The sequence below is a fragment of the Achromobacter xylosoxidans genome, from assembly GCF_014490035.1.
Lineage (GTDB): Bacteria > Pseudomonadota > Gammaproteobacteria > Burkholderiales > Burkholderiaceae_B > Achromobacter > Achromobacter bronchisepticus_A.
On the sequence record NZ_CP061008.1, the window covers coordinates 2,085,636 to 2,108,335 of the forward strand.

Sequence of the window (22,700 nt, forward strand, 5' to 3'; positions counted from 1 at the left end):
GGGGCGTCGAAGGCTCCATAGCGGGTAAGCCGTAATAGCTGCCGCGGAAAGCCGCCGCGGGACTACGATGGACGAGTGAACATAGGGAGACAACTATGGACACTGCCAAGCAATGGTATGCCGCCGTCAAGGACTGGCAACGGGCCCGCGACGAGCTCACCGCCGCGATCGCCGCGATCAAGTGGCCGAATCCCACCCAGGATTGCCTGGACAACTATGATCGCGCCTACGCCAACGAAACCGGGGCGCGGGATCGCATGAACCAGGCATACGAGCGCGTGCGACGATAAGCGCGCGCATCTTTGCCCGGCGGCCGCGGCGGGCATTGCTACACTGCCGCGCATGACGGACCAACAACAGAAATTCATGATCAGGCCGGCCCGGCCTGAGGACGCAGTCATGCTCGAAGACCTGCTGATGCGCACCTACGAAAGCACATGGATGCCGGAAATGACGGCGGAAAGGGACCAGCAGTTCCGCGCCAGCGGCAAGACGGCCCAGTATGTGAGCGCCAGGGGCAGTCTTTTCATGGTGTGCGAAATCGACGGCGTGCTGGCAGGCATGGCGGATTGGGAGAACGACTTCATCTGGGCCTTGCACGTGCATCCCGCAAGGCAAGGGCAGGGCGTTGGCGGCGCCTTGCTGGCATGGATGGAAGCGGCGATCCAGGGCGCGGGATTCGCACGCGCGCGGCTGGAGACGGATTCTTTCAACATGCGCAGCCGCCAGTTCTATGGCAAGCACGGCTACGCCGAGATCGATACCTATCCTGACGAGGAATGGGACTGCGGCTTCACTACCGTCCTGCTGGAAAAGCCCTTGCCGGTCTGATGCTTCTGGCTCCATGAAAATAGCCTTGGCTGGTCCTGGAAATGGAGCCACGATGGCGGTATGTTGTGGTTTTCAGCCGCTACCGCCGAACCCGCCATGTATCTGCCGTCCGCCTTTCGCGAAGACTCGCCCGAAGTCCAGCACGAATTCATCCGCGCCCACCCCCTGGGCGTGCTCACGACCAGCGGGGATGGGGGGCTGATGGCGAACCACATTCCCTGTTTGCTCTATCCCGAGGGGCCGCATGGCGTATTGCGCCTGCACGTGGCTCGCGCCAATCCGCAGCTTGCCAACCTGGCTGCAGGCCGCGAATGCCTGGTCGTCTTCCATGGGCCGCAGGCTTACGTCACGCCGTCCTGGTATCCGACCAAGGCCGAGACGCACAAGGTCGTGCCCACCTGGAACTTCGTTGCCGTGCACGCCTGGGGCGTGCCGGTGATCCAGGATGATCCGGCCTGGCTGCGGGCCCAGCTGGATGCGCTGACCGACAGCCAGGAAAGGGCGCGCGCGCAGCCTTGGCGCGTGGCCGACGCGCCTGCGGATTTCATCGCCGCCCAGATGCGTGCCATCGTCGGCGTGGAGATCCCCATTGCGCGCATCGAAGGCAAATGGAAGGTCAGTCAAAACCGCACGCTTGCCGACAGGCGCGGCGTGGCCGAAGGCCTGGCGGCGGAAAACGGCGATGCGGTCATGGCCGGGCTGGTTGCCCGCCGCGGCGGGCTGGAGTAATCCGCCCCCACGCGAAACTGGCGATGGCGGCAGCCTGCAGGCAGGCCGCCGCCGCCAGGAACCAGAGCAGCGGCTGTCCGGCCTGTTCGGACCATGCCCGCAGCATGCCGAACGACGCGGGCGCGAAGGCGTAGGCGCCTTGCGACATGGCGACGATCAGCGGGACCACACGTTGCGCGTCTTCGCGGGCGAACTCTGTCTGCGCGATCAACGGCGGCAGCGAGGTCGCGTTCCCTATGCCTGAGCCGAACAGCAGAACGCCCAGCCAGATGGCCCAGGCGTGCTCGGCGGCCAACATCAGAATCAACGAACCGGCGATCTGGATGGCATAGGCCAGGCAGGCGACTTTGCGCCGGTCCGTGCCGGCAGGCATCAGCCAACCGACGAGCGTGCGCCCGCCTATGGCCGCGGCCGTGGCCAGGCCCATTGCCAGGCCGGCAGTCTGCGCACCCAGCAGCGGCGCCAGCAGGGACAGCAGATGCGCGATCAGACCGATCTGGGCGAACAGGCCCAGCGCCATGCCGGCAGCCAAGGTGAGAAAGGCGCGGTTGCGCCACAGGTCCGCCACCGGCGCGGGCGGGGCGATGCCTGCCGCAGCCGCCGGCGCCTGAGTCGCAGCGCAAGCGCCATCCGGCTCTTGGCCGAGCTGTTGCGGCGTCAGGGCAAACACCTGGCGCGACAGCACGGCGATCACCGCCACCATCGCCGCGCCCACCCACAAGGCCGCCTGGTCAAATCCCGCCTGGCCGATCAGGTAAACCCACAAGGGCGAAAAGACGATGCCGCCGACGCTGGCGCCGTTGTAGGCCATGCCCAGCGCGGCGGGGCGGCGGCGCACGAACCAGGGTGAGATCAACGCATTGACGGCGGCGGCTCCCAATGTCACCCAGCCCATGCCCGAGAACAGCGCGGCTGCGTAGAGCTGCCAGGGCTGCGCGGCCGTGGCCCAGCCGCCCACGCCGAACGCCAGCAGCACGGCGCCGCCCAGCGTGACTGCCGGCACGCCGCAGCGCCGGTACAGACGCGGCAGGTTGGCGACCACCACGGTGCCGCAAAGAAAGTGCAGCGTGACGGCGCCGGATACCAGGGCCACGCCCCAGCCTGTACGCTGCGCCACGGCATGCAGGAAGACGGGCGGGCCGTAGAAGCCGACGCCCCAGCCGAAGATCGCCAGCACGAAGGTGGCGTAAAGCACTGTCCAGCCGAAGAATTTCCGGGATGCGGGCATGGGTGTCCGGGCAGGCCGGCTGCTGTCTTGTTGTGTTGAGTCGCAGTATGCTTGACTCTGCACACAACACTTTGGTCTGTGACGAATCATGGAATCCGAGTTCGCCGACATCAATCTTTCCGCCGTGGCTGGCGCCATCGCCGATCCGGCCCGCGCCCGCATGCTGTGCGTGCTGCTGGACGGCCGCGCGCGCACCGCGACCGAACTGGCGGCTGCCGCCGACATCGGCGCCTCCACCGCCAGCAGCCATTTCCTGCGCCTGCGGGAACAAGGGCTGGTGGAAATGGCCGTGCAGGGCAAGCACCGCTACTACCGCCTGGCCAACAGCGAGGTCGGACACGCGCTGGAGGCCTTGCTGGTGGTGGCTGGCGCGGAACGCGTGCCGTTCAAACCCAGCACGCCGTCGGCGCTGCGGGAGGCGCGCACCTGTTATGACCACATGGCGGGCACGCTGGCCGTGCGCATCCATGACGCCATGCTGTCGCGCCAATGGCTTACGGCGGACGGGCGCGATTACCTGCTGACGCCGTTGGGCGAGGCGGCGCTGGCGCAGATAGGCGTGGACGTGTCGCAGGCGCGCCAACGCCGGCGGCGCTTCGCCTGTTCCTGCCTGGACTGGAGCGAGCGCCGCTCGCATCTGGGCGGCGCCTTGGGCGCGGCGCTGTTGGAGGCGCTGACGCGCCGGGGGTGGATCAGCAAGGATCTGGATTCACGTGCGCTGAGCGTCACGAAAAAGGGCGAAAAGCAGTTTCCCGCTTTCTTTGGACCGGCCGGTGAGCAGCCGGCCGCAGCGACTGCGCAGCACGACCGCCATGTTGCGGCTTGAAGCCGCAACAAGGTGTGCATATGCAACAGATCTAGGGAAATCCCCGTGAACCTGTGCGGCGGCGGGTCGCGACAGCATCCCGCGTCGCGCCGCAAGCCGCGCCAACCCTGGCCATGCGGTGCGCAGGTGCTTCGCGCGCAGCGTCCTCAAAAAACGGGGACACAATTCTTGCGCTGCAACAGTGTTTCTATTTTCTGCCTACGTTACAAAACATATCCGAACTGTCATGGACAAGCGGGGTATGCTGGGTCGCAGAAAGAGGGCATCCGAAGTGCATCAGAACAACTTGATCTACAAGGGATACCGGCTGACGGCCAAAGTGTCCCGGGGCGCAGACGCCGAGGTTCAGGCGCAATCCAGCGGCCCCGTATTCATAGCGTCGGTGATGGTGGTCCAGGCAGGCGCCGTGCTCGAAGGCGGCGACGAATATCCGGTTCCGCGTTTTGCCGAGGGCGGCTTTGTCTACAGTCCGCGCGAAGCGGTGCATGCAGCGATCCTGCACGGCCGCGAAATCGTCGACGGCCTGACCAACCTGCCAGCCTGACGCCGTCCTAGCCGGAAAAGACTTCCCGCCAATCGCGCGTCTTGGCCAGCGTCTGCACGGTCGCGGACTGTTCCAGGATGGTCACGGCTTTCTTGAATTCCTCGGCCGAGGCGCCGTCCTCCAGGATGACCATGCGCGAGTTGCGCGCGTCCGCCATCTTCACGTCCGACATCTTGCCGTGGGTCTGGTAGACCTGCGTCCAGTCCATTTTCTTGCCGGCCTTCAGGGCGATCGGTTCGATGTACGTCAGCGCGGTGCTGCTGGCGGCGCGCACGGCGAAGGCGAAATCGGCCGTGTGGCCGCTGCTGCCCTTGGCGCGCGCGCCCTTGACCATGCGGTTCACGCCCACGCCCGCCGTCAACGCCCGTCCGACCTGCGCGCGGAAGCGCAGCTGGCTGAACTTCGGCATCCACTTGGCGCACTGGAACGACAGGGCCATCGCCAGCTTGACCGCGTCCCACAGCGCTTCCTGCAGCTGTTCGTTGGGACCGCTGGCGACGATGGCGCCGTCGCGGTCGAAGTGCGCCAGGCTGACGCCCGGCGTTTCATTCAGGATGTCGATGCGCTTGGCCGCCAGGTCGATGCCATAGCTGGACGCGTGCATCGCGGTCTCACAGGCGTCGGTGAGGTAGAACGTGGACTCGTCGGGATGCGCGATGAAGAAGGCCGCATGCTGCCCGTCCAGGCCCAGGGTCATGGGCGATATGGCGCGGATGGCGTGCTCGCCCGCCGGCAGGACGGTCCAGCCGGAGGCTTCCAGGAAAGTGCTCATAGGATCAGTTCGATTTGGCGGCCTTTGAGGGGATGCGCGAATCCGCCGGTGAGCGTCAGGTTCGCCCGCGGCAGGAAGTATTGCATCAGCGCGCCGATATTCTGCAGGGCAGGCACGATGGGCTCGGCGTAGCCTTCGCCATCGTCCACCCAGATGTGTTCATGGCTGCGGTCCGCAAGCGGCTTGCGGTACTGTGGCCGGCCTTCGCCCACCAGGCTGGTATGGAAGGAGTCGTCGGTGTCCACGCCGAACACGCGGTGCGGACCCACGAAGAGGCTGGCGCAGAACGCCTCGGCCAGGAAAATGGTGGCCTGGCCATGCACTGCCGTGCGCGCGCCGCGATAGGTGGCGCGGAAGATCACGTCTTCGCGCACTTCACCCTTGACCCGGCAGGCACAGGCGAATTCCATCCATTGGAGATTGCTGGCGGCGGGCTTGGGGACCCAGGCGATCGGTTTTACGGTTTCCTTGGGTTCGGCAAGAATCTCTTGCACCTCATCAACGGTGATTAACGGTTCGAACTTGTTGGCCATGGAACTGATCTAGGGTCTTGGAAATGCGCGCGCCGGGCAGCGCGCCTGGCAAACGCCGCGCGGCGGCGGGCGCACGCGCAACACTGCGAGGGGGCGTAATCTTACAAGATGAAGACTGCGCCGCCCGTTTTGCTGTATGGATGTACAGCGCAACCAGCGGCGCATCGAGGCTTGTTCACGCGGCTATAGCGAGCTGGCGCCGAACGTGTCGCACTGCTTGATGCTGCCGCTCTCCAGCCCGCGCTTGAACCAGCGCACGCGCTGGGCCGACGAGCCGTGGGTGAAGGAGTCGGGCACCACATAGCCCTGGCTCTGCTTTTGCAGGCGGTCGTCGCCGATCGCGGTGGCGGCGGTCAGGGCTTCTTCCACGTCGCCGCTTTCCAGTATGTTGCGCGCCGCATTGGCGCGCTGCGCCCACAGGCCGGCGAAGCAGTCGGCCTGCAGTTCCATGCGCACCGACAGGGCATTGGCCTGCGCAGGATTGCGGCGGCGCAGATTGTCCACCTGGTCCGAGATGCCCAGCAGATGCTGGACGTGATGGCCGACCTCGTGCGCGATGACATAGGCCTGGGCGAAATCGCCCGGCGCCTTGAAGCGGTTCTGCAATTCGTCGAAGAACGCCAGGTCGATGTACACCTTGCTGTCGCCCGGGCAGTAGAACGGCCCCATGGCCGACTGTCCGGTGCCGCAGGCCGTGGGCGTGGCGCCGCGGAACAGCACCAGCTTGGGCGCCACATATTGGCGGTTCAGGTCCTTCTGGAAAATGGCGCTCCAGGTGTCTTCGGTTTCGCCCAGCACCTTCGAGACGAACACTGCCTGCTTGTCGTTGGCGGGCGGACGGGTGGCGGGGCCCTGCTGTTGCTGCACGGGCGGGCCTTCGGCCATTTGCAGGACCACGCTGGGATCCACGCCGAAATACATGGCGACCAGGGCCAGCACGATCGTGCCTATGCCGATGGTGCCGCGGCCGCCGATGCGTGGGCCGCCTGCGCGGCGGTCTTCCACATTGTCGCTTTCGCGCGAGTCATCAAGGCGCATACTGTTTCTCCGGGCGGGTCGGCGTTCCCGCCATTTTGCATCGCCGCTCTGTACTGAGCGGCCTTCAAGAGTGTTAGGATAAACCCATGGCCTTGTATTTCGATATTCATCCCGCGAATCCGCAACCGCGCCTGCTGAAGCAGGCGGCCCAATGGCTGGCCGATGGCGGGCTGGTCGCGGTGCCTACCGATTCGAGCTATGCCGTGGTCGCGCGGCTGGACGACAAGAACGCCGCCGACGGACTGCGGCGGTTGCGTGGCCTGGACGAACGCCATCATCTCACGCTGCTGTGCCGCGACCTGGCCGAAATCGGCCACTTCGCGCGCGTCGACAACCGCCAGTACCGCCTGCTGAAAGCCGCGACGCCGGGACCCTGGACCTTCATCCTGGAAGCCACCAAGGAAGTGCCGCGCCGCGTTTCGCATCCGTCGCGCAAGACCATCGGCATCCGGGTACCGGACCATCCCGTCATGCTGGGCCTGCTGGAGCAGGTGGGGGCGCCCTTGCTGTCCACCACGCTCATCCCCAAGGACGAGACCGAAGCGTTGAACGACGCGGAAGAAATCCGCGAACGCTATGAGCACTCCCTGGCGGCCATCATCGACGCGGGCGCTTGCCCGCAATCGCCCACCACCGTGATCGACCTCACCGGCGACGACCCGGTGGTTGTGCGCGTCGGACGCGGCGATCCTGCCACCCTCGGTCTTGCCTGAGCGCGCCCGCCGCGCCGATCTGCACGCCGGCATGCGCCGGCGCGCGGCTCATCTACAATCCGGTTCGCCATGAATGACATCATCCAAACCATTGCGGTCTACGCGATACCGGTCATCTTCGCCATCACCTTGCACGAAGCCGCGCACGGCTACGTCGCGCGGATGTTCGGCGACCCCACGGCCTATCAGGCTGGACGCGTCAGCCTGAATCCCGCGCGGCACATCGATCCGGTCGGCACGCTGCTGGTGCCGGTGGCGATCCTGCTGGCCTCCAAGCTTTTGGGCAGTCCGGGCATGCTGTTCGGCTGGGCCAAGCCCGTGCCGGTGGATTTCGGCCGCTTGCGCCGGCCCAAGCAGGACATGCTGTGGGTGGCGCTGGCGGGACCCGCCGCCAACCTGTTCATGGCCGTCCTGTGGGCGTTTTCGCTGCGCATCTTCCTGGAGTCCGGCCTGCAGGAATCGTTCTGGTTCGAAATGGCCGTGGCCGGCGTGAACGTCAACCTGGTGCTGATGGCCTTGAACCTGCTGCCCATCCTGCCGTTGGACGGGGGACGCATCCTCTTCAGCCTGCTGCCCAACCGCCTGGCCTGGCAATACTCGAAAATAGAGCCGTATGGCCTGGTGATCGTCGTCATCTTGCTGGTGACGGATGTGCTCTGGCTATTGATGCGGCCGGTACTCTCCCTGGGGACGACCATCGTCCAGTGGTTTCTGTAGGATTTCAGCCAATATCCGTTAAACTTAACGGTTTCTTTGATTCTGGCCCTGGGGCATCCCGCCACGGGGTTTTGGAGCCCTACATTTATGGCATCCCCTGCAACCGCCGCAGGCGTTAATTTCCAAGGCAGCATGGTGGCTCTGGTCACTCCCATGCAGCCCGACGGCAGTCTGGACTACGCGGCCTACCGGTCGCTGATTGACTGGCATATCCAGGAAGGAACCGACGCACTGGTGGTGGTCGGCACCACCGGGGAGTCGCCCACGGTCTCCATGGAAGAACATGCGGAGCTGATCCGCGTTGCGGTCGAACACGCTGCGGGCCGCATTCCGGTCATCGCCGGCGTGGGCGCCAACTCCACCGACGAAGCCATCCACCTGACGCGCCACGCCAAGGCCGTGGGCGCGCAGGCTGGCCTGTCGGTCGTTCCCTATTACAACAAGCCCTCGCAAGAAGGTTTGTACCGTCACTTCCGCACCATCGCGGAAGCCGTCGATCTGCCCACCATCCTGTACAACGTGCCGGGCCGTACCGTTGCCGACATGAGCAACGAAACGGTCCTGCGCCTGGCGCAGGTGCCGGGCATCATCGGCATCAAGGACGCCACGGGCGATATCGCCCGCGGCGGCCTGCTGCTGCGCGAAGCGCCGGCCAGCTTCCAGGTCTTCAGCGGCGATGACCCCACCGCCGCCGCCCTGATCCTGCTGGGCGCGCGCGGCAATATTTCCGTTACGGCCAACGTGGCGCCCAAGCTCATGCGTGAGCTCTGTGCCGCCGCCCTGGCCGGCAATGTGCCGAAGGTGCGTGAACTTAACGCGTACCTGGCGCGTCTGAACAAGGCTTTGTTCGTGGAAGCCAACCCCATCCCCGTCAAGTGGGCGTTGGCCGAAATGGGCCGCAGCGCACTGGGCTACCGGCTGCCGCTGGTTGAGCTGGGGGCGCAGCACCACGCGACCGTGCGCGCCGCGCTCCAGGAAACGGGCCTGCTCTAAATATCGTGAGGATACGTATGAACAAGCGTCATGCCGGTTTGTCGGCATTGATGTCTCTGGTGTTGTTGGCCGGTTGCAGTGAGGTCAATCAATTCCTGGGCAATGAAGAGTCCGTCAACTACAAGAGCGCCGTCACCCAGCGTGGGGAGCCGCTCAGCATTCCCCCCGACCTGACCCAGGCCAACAGCGATCCGCGCTATCGCGCGCCCGCTTCGGGCTCCACCACTTATTCGCAGTTCCAGCAACAGGGCCAGGCGCAAGCTTCCCAGCCCAAGACCAGCAACGTGCTCCCCGGCCGCCAGGACATGCGTGTCGAGCGTGACGGCGACCTGCGCTGGCTGGTCGTGGACCGTGCTCCCGAAGACGTGTTCCCGCGTCTGGTGGACTTCTGGACCGAAAGCGGTTTCACCGTGGCAAGCAACAACCCGAGCGCAGGCCTGATCGAAACCGACTGGGCAGAAAACCGCGCCAAGATCCCGGAAAGCTGGCTGCGCCAAGCGTTGGGCGCGGTGCTGGAGTCGGCCTGGGACAGCGGCGAGCGCGAGAAATTCCGTACGCGCGTCGAACGCGTGAACGGCCACACCGAGGTCTACGTCAGCCATCGCCAGATGCTTGAGAAGCGCGTCGGCGCCGACGGCATGCAGGTGCAATGGCAGAACGGCAAGGAAGACCCGGGCCTGAACGCCGCCATGCTGGCGCGCATGATGGTCTATCTGGGCTCCGACGTCGACAACGCCCGCAAGCTGGTGCAGCAGGCCGAGGCCGCGCCGCAGAAACCCGCCGTGCAGCAGGACGTCCGCGCCCAGGGTGCCTCGCTGCTCGTTGCCGAATCGTACGACCGCGCCTGGCGCCGTGTCGGCGTGGCGCTGGATGGCGGCGGCTTCGCCGTGGACGACCGCGACCGCTCCGCTGGCGACTACTTCGTCCGCTATGTCGACACCGACACGGGCGAAAAGATGGAGCAGCCGGGCTTCTTCAGCCGCATGTTCTCGGGCGACAAGAAGGCCGAGGCGCCTCAGTACCGTATCCACCTGGCCGCCAGCGGCGACCAGACCGTGGTGACCGTGCTGGATGCCAATGGCGCGCGCGACAATAGCGCCACCGCCCAGCGTCTGCTGAGCGTGCTGAAGGACAAGATGTAAGACCAGACGGTTCTGCGCTCACGCGCAGGCCCGCACAAGAGAGGCCCCTGCGGGGGCCTCTTTTTTTGTCGGACACGCTTTGAGGTTCTTGCGTGCCGCAGGGAGGGCGAGCTTCGCGCCGCGAGGGCGTGCGTTTGCCGCACCTTGCGCATATGCCCTCCGGGCGCAAAAAAGCCCCGGCTGCAAAGCCGGGGCTTTTTCTTGCGTCCTCAGAGCGGGGGTTCGTCGCTGAGTTTTTATTAGGACGCGGGCGTGGTCGAGCCGCCCGGGGTGGTCGAACCGCCACCCGGCGTGGTGTTGGGCGTGGGCGCCGGAGCCGGCGAGGTGGCCGGGGGCGTCGTGGAGGGGGCGGGCGTGCTTGCGCCCGGAGCGGGGTTGGTCGCGGGCGCCGGGGCATCTTCCTTCTTGTTGCAGGCGCTCAGCGCGACGGCCAGCACCGAGGCAATAATCAAGGTTTTGCTCATCATTTTTAGACTCCTGTAGATGACGACTCTTGAAACCCCATTAGGGGAAACCAGAAGTCAGGCTACAGGAACACGCGGGCGCAACGCGTATGAAATTTAAAAAGGTCGCATCCCAACGGCAACAAACCTTTCAGCTTCGTGTTATCTCTTTCTTGATGTGTCCCGCGTATCAGACCTGATTTCCTTCTGTACAGGACTGATACGGGGCCGTGTCGGGATGCTACGCCGCGACGTAGCGGATCCAGCCGGAATCCAGCCAATCCGCCAGGCAGGAGCGCGCTTCGTCGGTCAGGCGGGCGCAGGACGGATCCGAACAATCCAGGCTGCGCGCGTCCGCCAGCGTGCGCAGGGCGGCGTCCGCGGGCACCATGGCAGTCTCGCCATTGATGAAGAGCTGCTTGCCGCGATAGAGCATGCGGCTGCGCCGGTCCAGCACCAGCCGGCCCGCGGCAGGCCAGTCTTCTTCCAGGTCCACGTCCATGCCTTCGGGAGCGTCGAACACGCTGAGATTGCTGGGCTCGGTCAGCCAGCAGCCCAGGAAGCGCGAGGCGAGCGCGTCGTCGAAGCGCAGCTTTTCCACGGTTTCCAGCGTGGCGGCCACCAGCGCGTCCGGCAGCGCGGCGGGTGTGTCGACCGCGGGCTGGCCGGGGTCGCGATAGACCGCCGACAGTTTCGGACCGGGCAGGGCGGGCTCGCCATAGGGGCCGCCCAGGAGGCCGACGCGAGCCATGACCTGGTCCGCGGCCGCTTCGAGCAGCCCGCGCGCCAGCGTTGCCTGCGTGGGCGCGCGAAAACCGATGGAGATGGTCATGCAGCCGTCGCCTACCGCGACGCCGTCGTGGGCCGCCTGCGGGGGCAGGTAGAGCATGTCGCCGGGCGCCAGCACGGCCGTTTCTTCGGGCTCGAAACGGCTCAGGATCTTCAGCGGCAGGCCCGGCTCCAGCGACAGGTCCTTCTGGCGGCCATAGCGCCATTCGCGCTCGCCGGCGGCCTGCAGCAGGAACACGTCGTAGCTGTCGAAGTGCGGACCCACGCCGCCGCCATGGCTGGCGATGCTGATCATCACGTCGTCCAGACGCGCGTCGGGGATGAAGCGGAACAGCTGCATCAGTTCGGATGCGGCATCGCTATGCAGGTCCACGCTTTGCACCAGCAAGGTCCAATCGCCTTCGTTGTCCTTGGGCAGGCGCGCGAACGGGCCGTTCTCCATTTGCCATTCGCCGTTCTCGCGCCAGATCAGGCGCGACTCCACGTCGTCGCGGCGCGCCAGTTTCTTGATGGCGGCGATCGTGACCGGCGGCTTGAAGCCGGGGATGGCCTGGCGGATCAAGAGGGGCTTGCGCTGCCAGTAGCGGCGCATGAAGTCGTTTGGGCTCTGGTTGCCCAGCAGGGCCAAGGGATGGTCGAGGTTCATTGCAGGTGCTTCTTCAGGCGGTAGAGGGCGTCCAGCGCTTCGCGCGGGGTCAGGCTGTCGGGGTCGATGGCGGCGAGTTCCTCGCGCAGGGCGTCCAGGGCGTCGAGGTCGTCGGAACGGTCGGCTTCGGCATAGGCCTGGGCGTCGGCGTCAGCCGCGGCCGCGAACAGGCCAAGCTGCGGCGTGGGTGCGCCTTGGGCCTCCAGGCGCTCCAGCTCGCGCGAGGCCTGGCGGATCACGGCGGCGGGCACGCCCGCGCGCTGCGCCACCTGGATCCCGTAGCTGCGGCTGGCCGGGCCTTCGCGCACTTCGTGCAGGAACACGATGCCGCCGGCCGATTCGGCCGCGGCCAGGTGCACGTTGGCCGAGGCCGGCTGTTCCGCCGGCAGGCGGGTCAGCTCGAAATAGTGGGTGGCGAACAGCGTCAGCGCGCGGTTGTGGGCCAGCAGGCGGCAGGCGATGGCCCAGGCCAGCGCCAGGCCGTCGTAGGTGGACGTGCCGCGGCCGATTTCGTCCATCAGCACCAGGCTGTTGGGTGTGCTGGCCGACAGAATGGCGGCCGCCTCGGTCATTTCCATCATGAAGGTCGAGCGGCCGCCCGCCAGGTCGTCGGCCGCGCCGATGCGGGTGAAGATGCGGTCGATCTTGCCGATGCGGGCGCGCGACGCGGGCACGAAGCTGCCGATGCGCGCCAGCAGCACGATCAGCGCCACCTGCCGCATGTAGGTCGATTTACCGCCCATGTTCGGGCCGGTGATCAGCAGCATGCGGCGCGCCGGCTCCAGACGGCAGCCGTTGGGGGTGAAGCGCTCGATGGCGTGTTCCACCACCGGGTGGCGGCCGGCATCGATGTCGATGTCGGCCTGTTCGGACAGTTCGGGCGCGATCCAGTCGTGGCGGCGCGCGTGATCGGCCAGGGCGGCCAGCGCGTCCAGTTCGGCCAAGGCGGCCGCGCAGTCCGACAGCGGCCGCACGTGCTCGGCCAGCACGTCCAGCAATTGCTCGAACAGCCATTTCTCGCGGGCCAGCGAACGGTCCTGGGCGGACAGCACTTTGTCTTCCCAGGTCTTGAGTTCAGGGGTGATGTAGCGTTCGGCGTTCTTCAGCGTCTGGCGGCGGCGGTAGTCCTCCGGCACCTTGGCGGTCTGGCCCTTGGTGACTTCGATGTAGAAGCCATGCACGCGGTTGAACTCCACGCGCAGGTTGCTGATGCCGGTGCGTTCGCGCTCGCGGGCTTCCAGCTGCACCAGGAAGTCGCCGCCGTCGGCCGCGAGGCCGCGCAGCTCGTCCAGTTCGGCGTCGAAGCCCGCCGCCAGCACGCCGCCGTCGCGGATGGCGACAGCAGGCTCGGCGGCAATGGCGCGTACCAGCAGGGCGGCCAGGGCCGGGTCCACCGACAGGTGCGAGACCAGTTCGCCCAGCCGCGGCGAATCCGCCATCGGCTCGACCTGGTCGCGCAGCGCCGGCAGGGCTTGCAGCGCGTCGCGCAGGCTGGCCAGCTCGCGCGGGCGCACCGAACGCAGCGCCAGGCGGGCGGCGATGCGTTCGATGTCCGGGAAGGCGTTCAATGCGCTGCGCAAGGACTCCAGCAGGCCGGCCGAACCAAAGCCGGCCGCGCCGAAGGTTTGCTCCATGTCCATGCGGCCCGCCAGCAGCGCCGAGATGGCTTGCTGGCGCGCCAGCGCCTGTTCGTTCTCGCGCAGCGGATGGTGCAGCCAGCGGCGCAGCAGCCGGCTGCCCATGGGCGTGCGGCAGCCGTCCAGCAACGAGAACAGCGTCGGCGAATCTTCGCCCGACAGCGTCTGCGTCAGCTCCAGGTTGCGGCGCGTGACCGGGTCCAGCAGCACGTACTGGCCGGGGCGCTCCGCCGACAGGCTCTGCACGTGGGCCAGGGCCTGCGACTGGGTGCGGGCGGCGTAGCGCAGCAGCGCGCCCGCGGCGCAGATGCCGGCCGGCATGTCTTCGATGTCGAAGCCCGCCAGCGTATCGGTCTTGAAATGCGCCAGCAGGTGCGCGCGCGCGCTGTCCGCTTCGAAGTGCCAATCGGGCACGCGGGCCCGCGCGCCTTCGAACGGGAAATCGAATTCGGCGCTGTCGGCGCAGACGATCTCGGCCGGCGCGATGCGGTGCAGCTCGGATTCCAGCTGCGCCGGCGCACATTCGGTCACGCGGAATTCGCCACTGGCCAGGTTCAGCCAGGCCAGCCCCGCGCGGGGCGCGCGCGCGGTGCCGCCCACGAACACGGCGGCCAGCGCGCGGTCCGCCTTGGCCGGCAGCAGCGCATCGTCCGTCAGCGTGCCGGGTGTGACGATGCGCACGATGCGGCGCTCGACCGGACCCTTGGACGTCGCCGGGTCGCCGATCTGCTCGCAGATGGCGATGGACTCGCCCATGGCGACCAGCCGCGCCAGGTATTGCTCCATGGCATGCACCGGCAGCCCGGCCATCGGGATCGGCGTGCCGTTGGACGAACCGCGCTTGGTCAGCGTCAGGTTCAGCAGACGCGCGCCGCGCTCCGCGTCTTCGTAGAACATTTCATAGAAGTCCCCCATGCGGTAGAACAGCAGCAAGGGACCGGCCTCCGCTTTCAGGCGGAGGTATTGCTGCATCATTGGAGTATGTTGTGAATCAGTCACTTACGGTGCAAAGTATTAGACGTGTCTAATAAAAGACGTTTGATGTTGGTCTTGTTGTGGCGAGCAATAGTGTAAAAGACGTCCGCTCCCCAGGCGTTCAGAGCGTAGTTAACGGCTACACAAACGATGCGGCAGTTATCCTTGTAGTAGCCCTGTGAGCTGTCTATCCGGTCTACGCTGGGGGCATAGGGACGTTGCTTGCGCGGGCCGATTTCCTCTAGTGAAAACGGCGTTCCACTAACAGCGCATCGCCAGCCTGCCGAATCGGCTAGAGCGACTGCCTCGTCTGCGGTCAGGTCGAAAGACAGGCGGCGGCGGCCTATCGCGTTGCTACGTGCCCTGGGCCACACACGATCTCGAATGAACTGCTCCACACCGTAGAACTTGTGTTGAGTCCTTGTCCCTACCATCCCTATGACGGCCGGTAAGCGCTCCAGGTCTTTGCCTAAGTAGTGCCAGCGTCCGTATTTGACGTAGTAAAAGGCCCCATGTTTGAAATGCACGTTCGGCGGCATTTCAACGCCGTTGATCGTTCGTGTCATGCAGTTTTCTTTGCTTGGCGGCTGAACGTGGGGCCATCAACAACAGGCACTTCACGCAGCCGAATGTATCGATCGGTCATCGCCGGAGAAGTATGGCCCGCGAGCATCTGGGCATCCTTCCCTTGGCGTTTCGCATCAGTCAAAGACTTGGCGCGTAGGTCGTGGATATGGGCGTCTTCCACACCGGCCGCTTCGACAGCCTCTCGCCATCTATCTCGGGTGGTGCCATACGAAGGCGCGGATTTGCCATGCGATCTGGTGCGAAACAGGGTCTGGCCCAGAACGTTACCATTTAGAGCATTGGCTCGCGCAATCGCGTCTCGCAGCTCAGGCGTCCAGCGGACTAGGAGCTTGGCGCCGGTCTTCTCTTGATCGAAGGCGATACCATCTTCGTTCATGTCAGAACGTTTGATAGCTAAGACATCGCCCACACGCTGGCCAGTAAGGTACAGCAAATCCATAATGACCTGCATTCGTGGGTTTGCTTTTGCGTAAATGGCGGCGTATTCGGCGTCGGTGATGTAGCGGTGGCGCTTGCCTTCGGCGTGCCGGCGGATACCTACGCATGGGTTGCTATCGACCAATTGCCACTCAACTGCATGGGCAAACACCGTCTTCAGGAACGAAAGGACGCGATTTGCCATATTGGGCGTATCGGCCATGTCCATTTTTAGGGCGGCGACGTGCTTCGGGCGGATCTGATCCGGTGCGAATTCGGCAAACGCATCCTTGATACGCGCTGCCGCGATCTTGTACTGGTGGATCGTGTTCTTGGACAGCTTGGGTGAAATGTGGGTCAGCACCTTTTCGACGAGCTCGGGCATGCCACCACGCGGGTTATCGAACCTGCGGGCATACTCGGCCAAAGCCGTAGGCAGATCCGCCGCCAGGCGCGTCCACTTCCCGGCTTTGACGTAGTAGTACGCGCCGTGCTTTTCATAGACGCAGGGCGGCAAATGCTTGTCAGACTTGCGCGGACGGCCCATTTCTCAGCCTCATTTGCGGTTCCCGAGACGGGATTGTATCGGGGTGGCCCTTGTCCACGTATCGGCGGTAGACCAGCAGGGAGCCGTCCGGGCGTACCTGATACCGGATTCCTAGGGCCTTGAGGACCTTCATCTGGGCAGGTCGCCGCTGGCGAGCCGTTATCTCGCCGATTTCCTTGTCGGTAAGGGTCAGCATATCGCCTCCAAAACGAAGCCCGCGCTAGGCGGGCTGTATCCAATACTTGCGGGTGGTCTTCAATACTCGGTCAATCTCTTGCTGCATCAGTTGTTTAAACCTCGTCTCCTAGAATCGAAGCGGCGTACACGATCCCGTATCTAGCAGCGTCGATCTTCGAGTTGTTGTGGTCTTGGATGTAAATGTCCAATCCAAGGCCCCGAGGACCGGCAATCTGAACTCTCCCGGGTACGCTGAAGTCGATAGCAAGATCCAGTTCGGCAGCTAGGCTCAGCGCTTGTCCGCTGTCCTCCAGGGGCTCCCAGACGCGCCCGTTGTGTATGAAAACCCCGCCGACCTCCAACACGCCTTCCCAGGGAACACCTGCCGCCTTCGCAGCGGATTCTGTCATTTGGTCCGGGTTCACGCTTCCTCCTTCGTCATGGCGGCGTCCAACGCAGAATCCAGTTTCGTCATATCTGAGAACTTCTCGAATATCGAGGGCGCCTCGTCGGTATTGACCCCACCTTGAGCCGCCACGGCTAAGAGGTTTGGTAAATTCCGCTTCAGGAACACATACCGCCTCGCCATCGCCACCAGCTCATCGCGCTCGCCCACACTGAGCGTCACGCTGGCTCCGAAGGGCTTGCAGCAGCTAGGGCGCTGGGCGATCTGCTCAAGTTCTTCTTTGTTCATGATTGCCTCATTATTGGCGCGTTAGCGCGGTTAATGACTCATTAACCGTGCTTTTTCGTGTCGTGGAGCAGGATGAACGAGTCAACCTGCTGGTAATCACTATCGAACTCGGGCATACGACTGGCAGCCGCGGCTAGAGCTAGACGGGCGCGGCGCAAGGCTTTGATAGCGCTATCCCGCTGCTCAACCAGGCCATCCGTGTACTCCTGATAGTCCTTGGCCGCCATTTCCAGATGATCGATGTACGTCTGCGGCTGGCAGTACCGGCAGCAGTCTCCGGTCATGCGGATGGCGAACGAGCATTTGCATTGATCAGCCATACACCGCGCCTCCGTCGTTGTGCTGCTTGGGGTGGGCCTGGGCGCCGATCTCGGCGGCCGCGCGGACGATGGCGCGGCGAGTGGCTTCTCCTGCGTTGTCGCCCATGTATTCTTGGCCGGCCAAGTGGTGTTCATCGGTGTATACCGTCGCGAACATGCTTGAATCGAAGCGAGAATTCAGCAGAATTGCGATTCCGCCAGGACGTTGAGACAGCTTCACCGCCAGCCGCAGCGCGTCGCCGTCGTCGGTGAGCGGGTTCCATTCCACCCATTCGTACTGCTTGCCGTTCTGGGTGATATGCCCGCTGTGGAACTGCTCGCCAATTGCCTGAGCGGCGAGCTCCAGCAATTCCAGATCACTCTGCATCGCTGCCTCCCGTTCTCTGCGCTCCCGGTTGCGCGGACAGGGCGGCGAGCTGGGACTTGAGCTTGCGGATGTTCGCGTGGATGTTGCCCACGTCGGGGTCGCCGTTTTCATCCGGAGGGAACTCGCGGGCATATGCGATGCGGGCAGCTTCCAGTTGCTGAACGCGCACCTCGGCGGCCACTGGCCCGGGCGCGGCAAAGCTCCACGCTCGCGCTTCCCCGTTTACAGGAGCCGGTAACTCGGCCGCCGCCTCGCTGGCCTGGGGCTGAGCCAGCGAATCACGCAGCTCCTTCAGACCGTGCAGAATGACCGGCCAGTTCACAGGCCAGTCCTGACCAGCCGGCGCGGCGTTCTCGATGGCGTCGATGGCGAGGTTCAGTGCCAGCTGCCAGCCTCGCGGCAAATTCGGTACAGCCTCGCTGGCCTGGGGCGCGGCATAGAGCGCTATTCCCGGTTTCCGCCCGTGCTTCCAGTGAACGTCGCCTTGCAGGTCAGTTACTGCCACCGGCTTCCGCGCCTCCCCGGCTACAGGGGCGCTTGCCAGGGCGGCACGGCGCGACCATTCAGCCAGAGCGGCCTTGAAGTGCTCGGCATACCCCTTTTCATCTGCGCCCCAGCGCAGCAGGCTTTCTTCGCCCCATATGCCCTCATCGTCAGGCTCAGGCGGCGTCGGCACGGACAACACTTGCTCGACTTGGCTCAGGCAGTTTGCGCGGCGAATTACGTTGCCAAGGCACGCCATCAACGTGCTGGGGTTGCGCGCCAAGATGCCTATACCGAACCGGTCATAGACCTGCGTGAGGGTATCGTCCGCCCGCTCATCGGCTACAGGGGTGCTTGCCCGGGAGCCGATTATTTTTTCGCAAGCCGCACGGTGGGCTGATTCGCTTACCAGGGGAATCGCAGACTCGAATCTATCCGCCATGTCAGCGGACTTGAGCAACTTGCCGGAATGACTGCCGAGATACCCGAGAACTGGCACATCCAGCATAGCGAGTACGGCCTGAATTTCAGGGTGAATCGCCCGCTCATCGGCCACAGGGGCGCGCACTTGGGCTTTCAAGTGATCGCGGATCATGTAGACCACATCCATATCCGCGCAGCTATCGCTATGCCCGCATCGTGGGCACACCGAATCTGAGTTCTCCAAGTCCTGTAGAACGCTCTGGAGCATGGCACGGTCAGTGGTCGTGGCTACAGGGGCGCGCAGCTTGAACAGCACAGCGGATTCGATGGCTTCCATCAGCGCTGAGTAGTTGCGAAATTCTCCCTGGTTGGAAAGCCACGCATCGAAGACAGCGTTGCGTTCAGCATCAGTTAGGGCGGTTTGCATTGCCGCCTGGGCGGCGGGGGTGTGGTCTGTCATGCCCAATACTCCTTGTCAGTCGCATCGGCGATCTCACGCAGCCGGATAGCCGCGCAGCGCTTGCAGACGACGCCTTTGTCGGTCACATAGTCGATGGTCAGCGTCATAGTCACGTCGATGCGCGCTTCCACGTCTCGGTCGCGCCACATCGTCATCTTGGCGCCAGTAAAAACCTGACCCTCTTTGATCTCCGACGCGCACAAATCGCACTCGTACTCAGTGACGGTGGTTGTTTTGATCGGCATGTCTCACCCCTCCTGCTGCTGAGAGGCTGCACGAGCTGCGTCAATCGCGCTGCGTACCGTCTGATGACGAACGCCCTGCGGATCGCCCGCGACCAAGAAGCCCACGCCGACAATGCTGGAGATCCTGTCCTTGTTGAAGAACCGCCCGTCGTGCTGCTGCAGCCAATCCAGCCGCTCCGCATCTCGCGCATCGCCAGCAGCGGGAGCGGGGCGGAAGTCGCCCAGGGCACGCGTGTATCTCGCCGCCTTGTTCGCGCCGCCGATGCCATAGTTGGAGAGCCAGGACGCCTTACGTTCAGCGCTGATAACGTCCAGCGTCTCCGGGTCCATCCAGGCCACGGCCTGCGCATCCCCAGGCGCTACAGAGGCGGGGGAAGACCGGCGATTCCAGCGCTCTACCGCTTCGTCCTCGGTGTCAGCCACTTGCTCAGCCTGGCAGTCGTTGCAGCCAACGTGGATCGGTGGCACCCACTGGCCTCCAGATCCATGCTCGTCCGGTACCGTGAACAAGCAGGTGCTGCCGCAGAACGGGCAACTCAGACGCGGCTTCCAGCCGGCGGGGAGGGTGGTCATATCAGGCTCCAGTGAAAAGGCTCAGCAGATAGCGCCAGAGGAAGTAGAGTCCAGCGTTAAAGAGCGCCAGTCCGATGATTGCGCCCGGAAGACCCCAGGCGATGAGAAGGCTTTCAACGAAGTCGTCGTCGTCTTCGTTTGGATGCCATTTGTCTTCATTACGCATGGGAATCTCCAAGGCAATAGGAGGGCAGCCCCGCCAGCTTTGAGGGGATACGGAGGATGATGCTGGGGGGGGGCTGCAGGGGGACTAGAAGCGAAGCGTGTCGATTTCACCAGCGGCGTACCGCAGTTCGGCAACGATTCGATGGGCGGCTTTGTGATGCCCAGGGCAAAGCCAGGTCACTGACAGTGGACGGGAATAGTCCGGGTGATGTGCTTGAGCCTTCTCACCGCAAATGAAACATGGTTCTGGGGTGAGCTTGCCAGTTCTGACCGCCTTGGCCACGAGGTGGCTAGCGCGCCTTCGTATGGCATTGGCTACCTGCCATTTTTCGTTCGCTCTTGCGTGGGCTAGGCGGCCTTCCTGGGTTTGGCTGTAATTCTTCCTAGCGGCCACCCTCTCAGGTTGAGCAGACCGCTTCCTGTCATATGACCGGTAGTACTCGAGGTTTTCAAGCCTATTTGAACGGACCGCAGCCTTTACGCATTCCTTGCACTTCGCCTTGCTGCTGGCGTAGAAGGCGCTGGCCTCTTTATCAATCAAGCAGCTTTTGCAAAGCATGGCGTGTCCTCAGAAAGGGATTTCGCTATCAAAATCCTCGCCCGTGCGGGCTGTCATGGCCGGCTGGCGTGCGGGGCGTTGAGCGGATTCTCGGTCCACCTCATCACCTTTCCCGCCAAGCATCTGCGTCTGGTCAGCGACAACCTCGGTGGCGTAGCGATCCTGGCCGCTGTCCTTGTCGGTCCATTTGCGCGTCGTCATGCGCCCGGAAACATAGACCTGTTTGCCCTTGGTCAAGTACTCGCCGCAGATTTCGCCTAGTTTGCCGAAGGCGACGATGCGTACCCATTCAACTCCTTCCTTATCCTTGGTCTTCCAACCAACCGCTAAGGAGAAATTGCAGACGGCGGAACCCTCGGGTGAATACCGAACGTCAGGATCCTTGCCGAGCCTCCCGATGAATTCGCATCGGTTCAGGTCATTGCTCATTTCTGCTCCTTGGCTGCCGCAGACTGCTTTTTGATAGAAGCGCGACACTTGCTATCCAGCTTGTCCCAGACAGCGGTTTTGAACGTAACGTCGTCCGGGCATTCCTCCCAGATAACGAAGGCGTCCCATTCGTCTTCAGCGTTAAACTTCGTCTGGATGATGATGGCTGTAGCCAGCGCCTTTTCCTGGTCGTCTTCGTTCAGGCTCTCCAGAGCGCCAGCAGTAGGCTTGGTGATACGAGCTTTCTTCTCGCCTGCGCCGGATGCCGCGTTGCCATCATCGTCGTCTTGGTAGACGCCTGTGATCGCCGCCAGCGCGTAACGACGCGCATACGTCATCGCTGACCCGTAGCCTTGGGGGTCTTGCTTCGGCAGAGGCATGACGAGAGTGTCCGAGATCCACTCGCCTGACTCGTGCATCAACATCGTCGTCAGGTGCAGGCGGTTGTCGTCGGACGGGCTGGCAGTCTGGATGTACACGATGCCAGCTGCGTTCAGAGCCGGTTTGACCGCCTCAATGACAGCTGGCAAGTCGGCGTACTTATTCTTGAAATGCGGGTTCGTGGCGTCCTTCTTGGCAAACTCGGTGGCCTTCTGAGCAGCCAAGAGCGCCGGAGCGATGGCCTTCATCGATTCGCTGTGTTGCATGGTCTTGCTCCTGATATTCGAGTTCTTGCTGGTAGGCCAGTGCGGCGGCTTCGTCGTCTTGATTCATATCGCGCAACCTTCGTGAAGTTTGCGTTTTGCGACAAGATAGGCGGCGTGAGCTTCTTCGGGGCTTGTGAATGTTCCAAGGTAGTGATTTCGGCCACCTAACCCTATCCTGGCTTGCCATTTCCCATAGTGGCGAGATACGCCGAGTAAACCAGAGGTGCTTCTGTCTCGAGGTCTCCTCTGATTTTGAGCATTGATTTGCCGAGATACATCGCGAAGATTGCGTATGCGATTATTCGAAGGATCGCCATCCAGATGATCTATGTGCTGGCGGGGCCACGACCCCGTAGACAGTAGCCATGCCAGCCTGTGAGCTTCGAAAAATTGCCCTTGGACTTTAATTTGCAGATAGCCATTTGCCCGAAGGTATCCTGCTTGCAGACCAGCCTTCGCCTTGCCGCCTCGATACACACGCCAAGTAAAAACGCCAGTCTCTTGGTCGTACTCCAGAAGCGAGTTCACCAGCTCATAGCTAGGCAAATACTTCATTCGTTTCTCCTAGTTGACCAGCCCCCAGACCACGCCTTCCTTCGCCCATCGTTCGTTAGATGCGGCATCGGACTGCTGAACGCTTGCCAGAGCGCCTACGATGGCGCAGATGAGCGAAAAAATACCCACGGCGGCGTGGGCATCGGTTTGGAGGATTCGGCGTAGGAGGCGGATCATTGCTGCTCTCCCTTGGCCTTGGCGATGGCGGTGAGGGCAGCTTTGACAGCCGGCGCTTCCTTGTCGCCTACGTGGTCCGGAAATTCGTCATGCCAATCGGCCAGCATGGGAAGAATCGATTCCAGCGCCTCAAGCAGCTCCGGCGCGGCGGCGATCAGGCGGGCGTTGGCTTCCAACTCCGAATCCGGAGTTTTCTCCATAGGACCTGTATTCCCGCCTTGAACCCATGCCGAAAAGCGGTTGTAGCCTTGGTCATTCAGTGCATAGACGCAATTGCCGTCAATCTGCCATTTAGTAGGCGTGTGTTCCGTCGTCATG

General features: G+C 63.7%; 32 protein-coding genes. 9 read left to right on the top strand and 23 right to left on the bottom strand.

Translation table 11 applies throughout. The features are described 5' to 3' along the window. Positions 1 to 95 precede the first annotated feature (95 nt). From IAG39_RS09715 to IAG39_RS09725, 3 genes are all read left to right on the top strand, one after another. Positions 96 to 290 carry a hypothetical protein gene (locus IAG39_RS09715; protein WP_054453278.1) on the top strand — a complete coding sequence of 65 codons (195 nt, stop codon included), beginning with the start codon at positions 96 to 98 and terminating at the stop codon, positions 288 to 290. Between the two features lie 52 nt (positions 291 to 342). Further along, positions 343 to 831: a GNAT family N-acetyltransferase gene (locus IAG39_RS09720; protein WP_118933179.1), complete on the top strand. Its 489-nt coding sequence runs from the start codon at positions 343 to 345 to the stop codon at positions 829 to 831. Between the two features lie 96 nt (positions 832 to 927). After that, a complete protein-coding gene (locus tag IAG39_RS09725) occupies positions 928 to 1,560 on the top strand; it encodes an FMN-binding negative transcriptional regulator (protein ID WP_118933228.1) in 633 nt (210 codons plus the stop codon). Here IAG39_RS09725 and IAG39_RS09730 read toward each other — a convergent pair. Beyond that, a complete protein-coding gene (locus IAG39_RS09730) occupies positions 1,520 to 2,788 on the bottom strand; it encodes an MFS transporter (protein WP_118933178.1) in 1,269 nt (422 codons plus the stop codon). The two genes, IAG39_RS09725 and IAG39_RS09730, sit on opposite strands and share 41 nt — an antisense overlap. Before the next feature lie 88 nt (positions 2,789 to 2,876). On the opposite strand from IAG39_RS09730, the gene IAG39_RS09735 reads away from it, so the two are divergent. Next, complete coding sequence (locus IAG39_RS09735; RefSeq protein ID WP_118933177.1) at positions 2,877 to 3,614, top strand: ArsR/SmtB family transcription factor; 738 nt, start codon at positions 2,877 to 2,879, stop codon at positions 3,612 to 3,614. A 271-nt stretch (positions 3,615 to 3,885) separates the two neighbouring features. After that, positions 3,886 to 4,158: a hypothetical protein gene (locus IAG39_RS09740; protein WP_054453716.1), complete on the top strand. Its 273-nt coding sequence runs from the start codon at positions 3,886 to 3,888 to the stop codon at positions 4,156 to 4,158. A 7-nt stretch (positions 4,159 to 4,165) separates the two neighbouring features. Here IAG39_RS09740 and IAG39_RS09745 read toward each other — a convergent pair whose 3' ends face one another. From IAG39_RS09745 to IAG39_RS09755, 3 genes are all read right to left on the bottom strand, one after another. Next, positions 4,166 to 4,930 carry a DUF1828 domain-containing protein gene (locus IAG39_RS09745; protein ID WP_059371932.1) on the bottom strand — a complete coding sequence of 255 codons (765 nt, stop codon included), beginning with the start codon at positions 4,928 to 4,930 and terminating at the stop codon, positions 4,166 to 4,168. Continuing rightward, positions 4,927 to 5,463: a hypothetical protein gene (locus IAG39_RS09750; protein WP_054453268.1), complete on the bottom strand. Its 537-nt coding sequence runs from the start codon at positions 5,461 to 5,463 to the stop codon at positions 4,927 to 4,929. The genes IAG39_RS09745 and IAG39_RS09750 overlap by 4 nt, the downstream gene beginning before the upstream one ends. 183 nt (positions 5,464 to 5,646) lie before the next feature. Next, positions 5,647 to 6,501, bottom strand: a complete 855-nt coding sequence (locus IAG39_RS09755; protein ID WP_059371933.1) for a neutral zinc metallopeptidase — start codon at positions 6,499 to 6,501, stop codon at positions 5,647 to 5,649. A gap of 86 nt (positions 6,502 to 6,587) precedes the next feature. Here IAG39_RS09755 and IAG39_RS09760 point away from each other — a divergent pair, with 86 nt between their 5' ends. The 4 genes from IAG39_RS09760 to bamC all read left to right on the top strand — a co-directional run bounded on the left by IAG39_RS09760 (position 6,588) and on the right by bamC (position 10,066). Then, positions 6,588 to 7,214, top strand: a complete 627-nt coding sequence (locus IAG39_RS09760; RefSeq protein WP_059371935.1) for an L-threonylcarbamoyladenylate synthase — start codon at positions 6,588 to 6,590, stop codon at positions 7,212 to 7,214. Positions 7,215 to 7,283: 69 nt separating this feature from the next. Beyond that, positions 7,284 to 7,931: a site-2 protease family protein gene (locus IAG39_RS09765; RefSeq protein WP_059371937.1), complete on the top strand. Its 648-nt coding sequence runs from the start codon at positions 7,284 to 7,286 to the stop codon at positions 7,929 to 7,931. A gap of 87 nt (positions 7,932 to 8,018) precedes the next feature. After that, the gene (gene dapA / locus IAG39_RS09770) at positions 8,019 to 8,924 is read left to right on the top strand and encodes a 4-hydroxy-tetrahydrodipicolinate synthase (RefSeq protein ID WP_059371940.1); all 906 of its coding nucleotides are present in this window, start codon (positions 8,019 to 8,021) and stop codon (positions 8,922 to 8,924) included. A 17-nt stretch (positions 8,925 to 8,941) separates the two neighbouring features. Next, a complete protein-coding gene (bamC, locus tag IAG39_RS09775) occupies positions 8,942 to 10,066 on the top strand; it encodes an outer membrane protein assembly factor BamC (protein WP_059371942.1) in 1,125 nt (374 codons plus the stop codon). A gap of 239 nt (positions 10,067 to 10,305) precedes the next feature. Here bamC and IAG39_RS09780 read toward each other — a convergent pair whose 3' ends face one another. The 19 genes from IAG39_RS09780 to IAG39_RS09870 all read right to left on the bottom strand — a co-directional run bounded on the left by IAG39_RS09780 (position 10,306) and on the right by IAG39_RS09870 (position 22,699). After that, positions 10,306 to 10,533, bottom strand: coding sequence for an endopeptidase (locus IAG39_RS09780; protein ID WP_118933176.1), 228 nt, complete (start codon positions 10,531 to 10,533; stop codon positions 10,306 to 10,308). 217 nt (positions 10,534 to 10,750) lie between these two features. Then, entirely contained in the window at positions 10,751 to 11,944 is a 1,194-nt protein-coding gene (locus IAG39_RS09785) for a cupin domain-containing protein (protein ID WP_059371947.1), read from the bottom strand. Further along, positions 11,941 to 14,556 (bottom strand): DNA mismatch repair protein MutS, encoded by a 2,616-nt coding sequence (mutS, locus tag IAG39_RS09790; RefSeq protein ID WP_059372802.1) that lies wholly within the window; start codon positions 14,554 to 14,556, stop codon positions 11,941 to 11,943. Before mutS ends, IAG39_RS09785 begins: the two co-directional genes overlap by 4 nt. A gap of 20 nt (positions 14,557 to 14,576) precedes the next feature. Continuing rightward, the gene (locus IAG39_RS09795; RefSeq protein ID WP_124260408.1) at positions 14,577 to 15,122 is read right to left on the bottom strand and encodes a hypothetical protein; all 546 of its coding nucleotides are present in this window, start codon (positions 15,120 to 15,122) and stop codon (positions 14,577 to 14,579) included. After that, entirely contained in the window at positions 15,119 to 16,108 is a 990-nt protein-coding gene (locus IAG39_RS09800; RefSeq protein ID WP_118934475.1) for a tyrosine-type recombinase/integrase, read from the bottom strand. Before IAG39_RS09800 ends, IAG39_RS09795 begins: the two co-directional genes overlap by 4 nt. Next, a complete protein-coding gene (locus IAG39_RS09805) occupies positions 16,086 to 16,304 on the bottom strand; it encodes a DUF4224 domain-containing protein (RefSeq protein ID WP_118934473.1) in 219 nt (72 codons plus the stop codon). The genes IAG39_RS09800 and IAG39_RS09805 overlap by 23 nt, the downstream gene beginning before the upstream one ends. Positions 16,305 to 16,398: 94 nt before the next feature. Next, on the bottom strand, positions 16,399 to 16,710 hold the full coding sequence (locus tag IAG39_RS09810) for a hypothetical protein (protein ID WP_124260407.1): 312 nt from the start codon (positions 16,708 to 16,710) through the stop codon (positions 16,399 to 16,401). Next, complete coding sequence (locus IAG39_RS09815) at positions 16,707 to 16,979, bottom strand: hypothetical protein (protein WP_118934469.1); 273 nt, start codon at positions 16,977 to 16,979, stop codon at positions 16,707 to 16,709. Before IAG39_RS09815 ends, IAG39_RS09810 begins: the two co-directional genes overlap by 4 nt. A gap of 41 nt (positions 16,980 to 17,020) precedes the next feature. Further along, entirely contained in the window at positions 17,021 to 17,299 is a 279-nt protein-coding gene (locus IAG39_RS09820) for a hypothetical protein (protein ID WP_118934468.1), read from the bottom strand. Next, on the bottom strand, positions 17,292 to 17,666 hold the full coding sequence (locus IAG39_RS09825; RefSeq protein WP_118934466.1) for a hypothetical protein: 375 nt from the start codon (positions 17,664 to 17,666) through the stop codon (positions 17,292 to 17,294). The genes IAG39_RS09820 and IAG39_RS09825 overlap by 8 nt, the downstream gene beginning before the upstream one ends. Then, positions 17,656 to 19,032 (bottom strand): hypothetical protein, encoded by a 1,377-nt coding sequence (locus IAG39_RS09830; RefSeq protein WP_118934464.1) that lies wholly within the window; start codon positions 19,030 to 19,032, stop codon positions 17,656 to 17,658. Before IAG39_RS09830 ends, IAG39_RS09825 begins: the two co-directional genes overlap by 11 nt. Next, positions 19,029 to 19,277 carry a hypothetical protein gene (locus tag IAG39_RS09835; RefSeq protein WP_118934462.1) on the bottom strand — a complete coding sequence of 83 codons (249 nt, stop codon included), beginning with the start codon at positions 19,275 to 19,277 and terminating at the stop codon, positions 19,029 to 19,031. Before IAG39_RS09835 ends, IAG39_RS09830 begins: the two co-directional genes overlap by 4 nt. Positions 19,278 to 19,280: 3 nt before the next feature. Beyond that, positions 19,281 to 19,850 carry a Lar family restriction alleviation protein gene (locus IAG39_RS09840; protein WP_118934460.1) on the bottom strand — a complete coding sequence of 190 codons (570 nt, stop codon included), beginning with the start codon at positions 19,848 to 19,850 and terminating at the stop codon, positions 19,281 to 19,283. A gap of 1 nt (position 19,851) precedes the next feature. Continuing rightward, positions 19,852 to 20,016, bottom strand: coding sequence for a hypothetical protein (locus tag IAG39_RS09845; protein WP_165867960.1), 165 nt, complete (start codon positions 20,014 to 20,016; stop codon positions 19,852 to 19,854). Positions 20,017 to 20,583: 567 nt separating this feature from the next. Further along, complete coding sequence (locus tag IAG39_RS09850) at positions 20,584 to 21,003, bottom strand: single-stranded DNA-binding protein (RefSeq protein ID WP_118934458.1); 420 nt, start codon at positions 21,001 to 21,003, stop codon at positions 20,584 to 20,586. Beyond that, positions 21,000 to 21,650, bottom strand: a complete 651-nt coding sequence (locus IAG39_RS09855) for an ERF family protein (RefSeq protein WP_118934456.1) — start codon at positions 21,648 to 21,650, stop codon at positions 21,000 to 21,002. Before IAG39_RS09855 ends, IAG39_RS09850 begins: the two co-directional genes overlap by 4 nt. Positions 21,651 to 21,713: 63 nt before the next feature. Further along, positions 21,714 to 22,205, bottom strand: a complete 492-nt coding sequence (locus tag IAG39_RS09860) for an HNH endonuclease (protein WP_205736620.1) — start codon at positions 22,203 to 22,205, stop codon at positions 21,714 to 21,716. A 9-nt stretch (positions 22,206 to 22,214) separates the two neighbouring features. After that, the gene (locus IAG39_RS09865) at positions 22,215 to 22,382 is read right to left on the bottom strand and encodes a hypothetical protein (protein WP_165867959.1); all 168 of its coding nucleotides are present in this window, start codon (positions 22,380 to 22,382) and stop codon (positions 22,215 to 22,217) included. Then, the gene (locus tag IAG39_RS09870) at positions 22,379 to 22,699 is read right to left on the bottom strand and encodes a hypothetical protein (protein ID WP_124260406.1); all 321 of its coding nucleotides are present in this window, start codon (positions 22,697 to 22,699) and stop codon (positions 22,379 to 22,381) included. The genes IAG39_RS09865 and IAG39_RS09870 overlap by 4 nt, the downstream gene beginning before the upstream one ends. Position 22,700 lies beyond the last annotated feature (1 nt).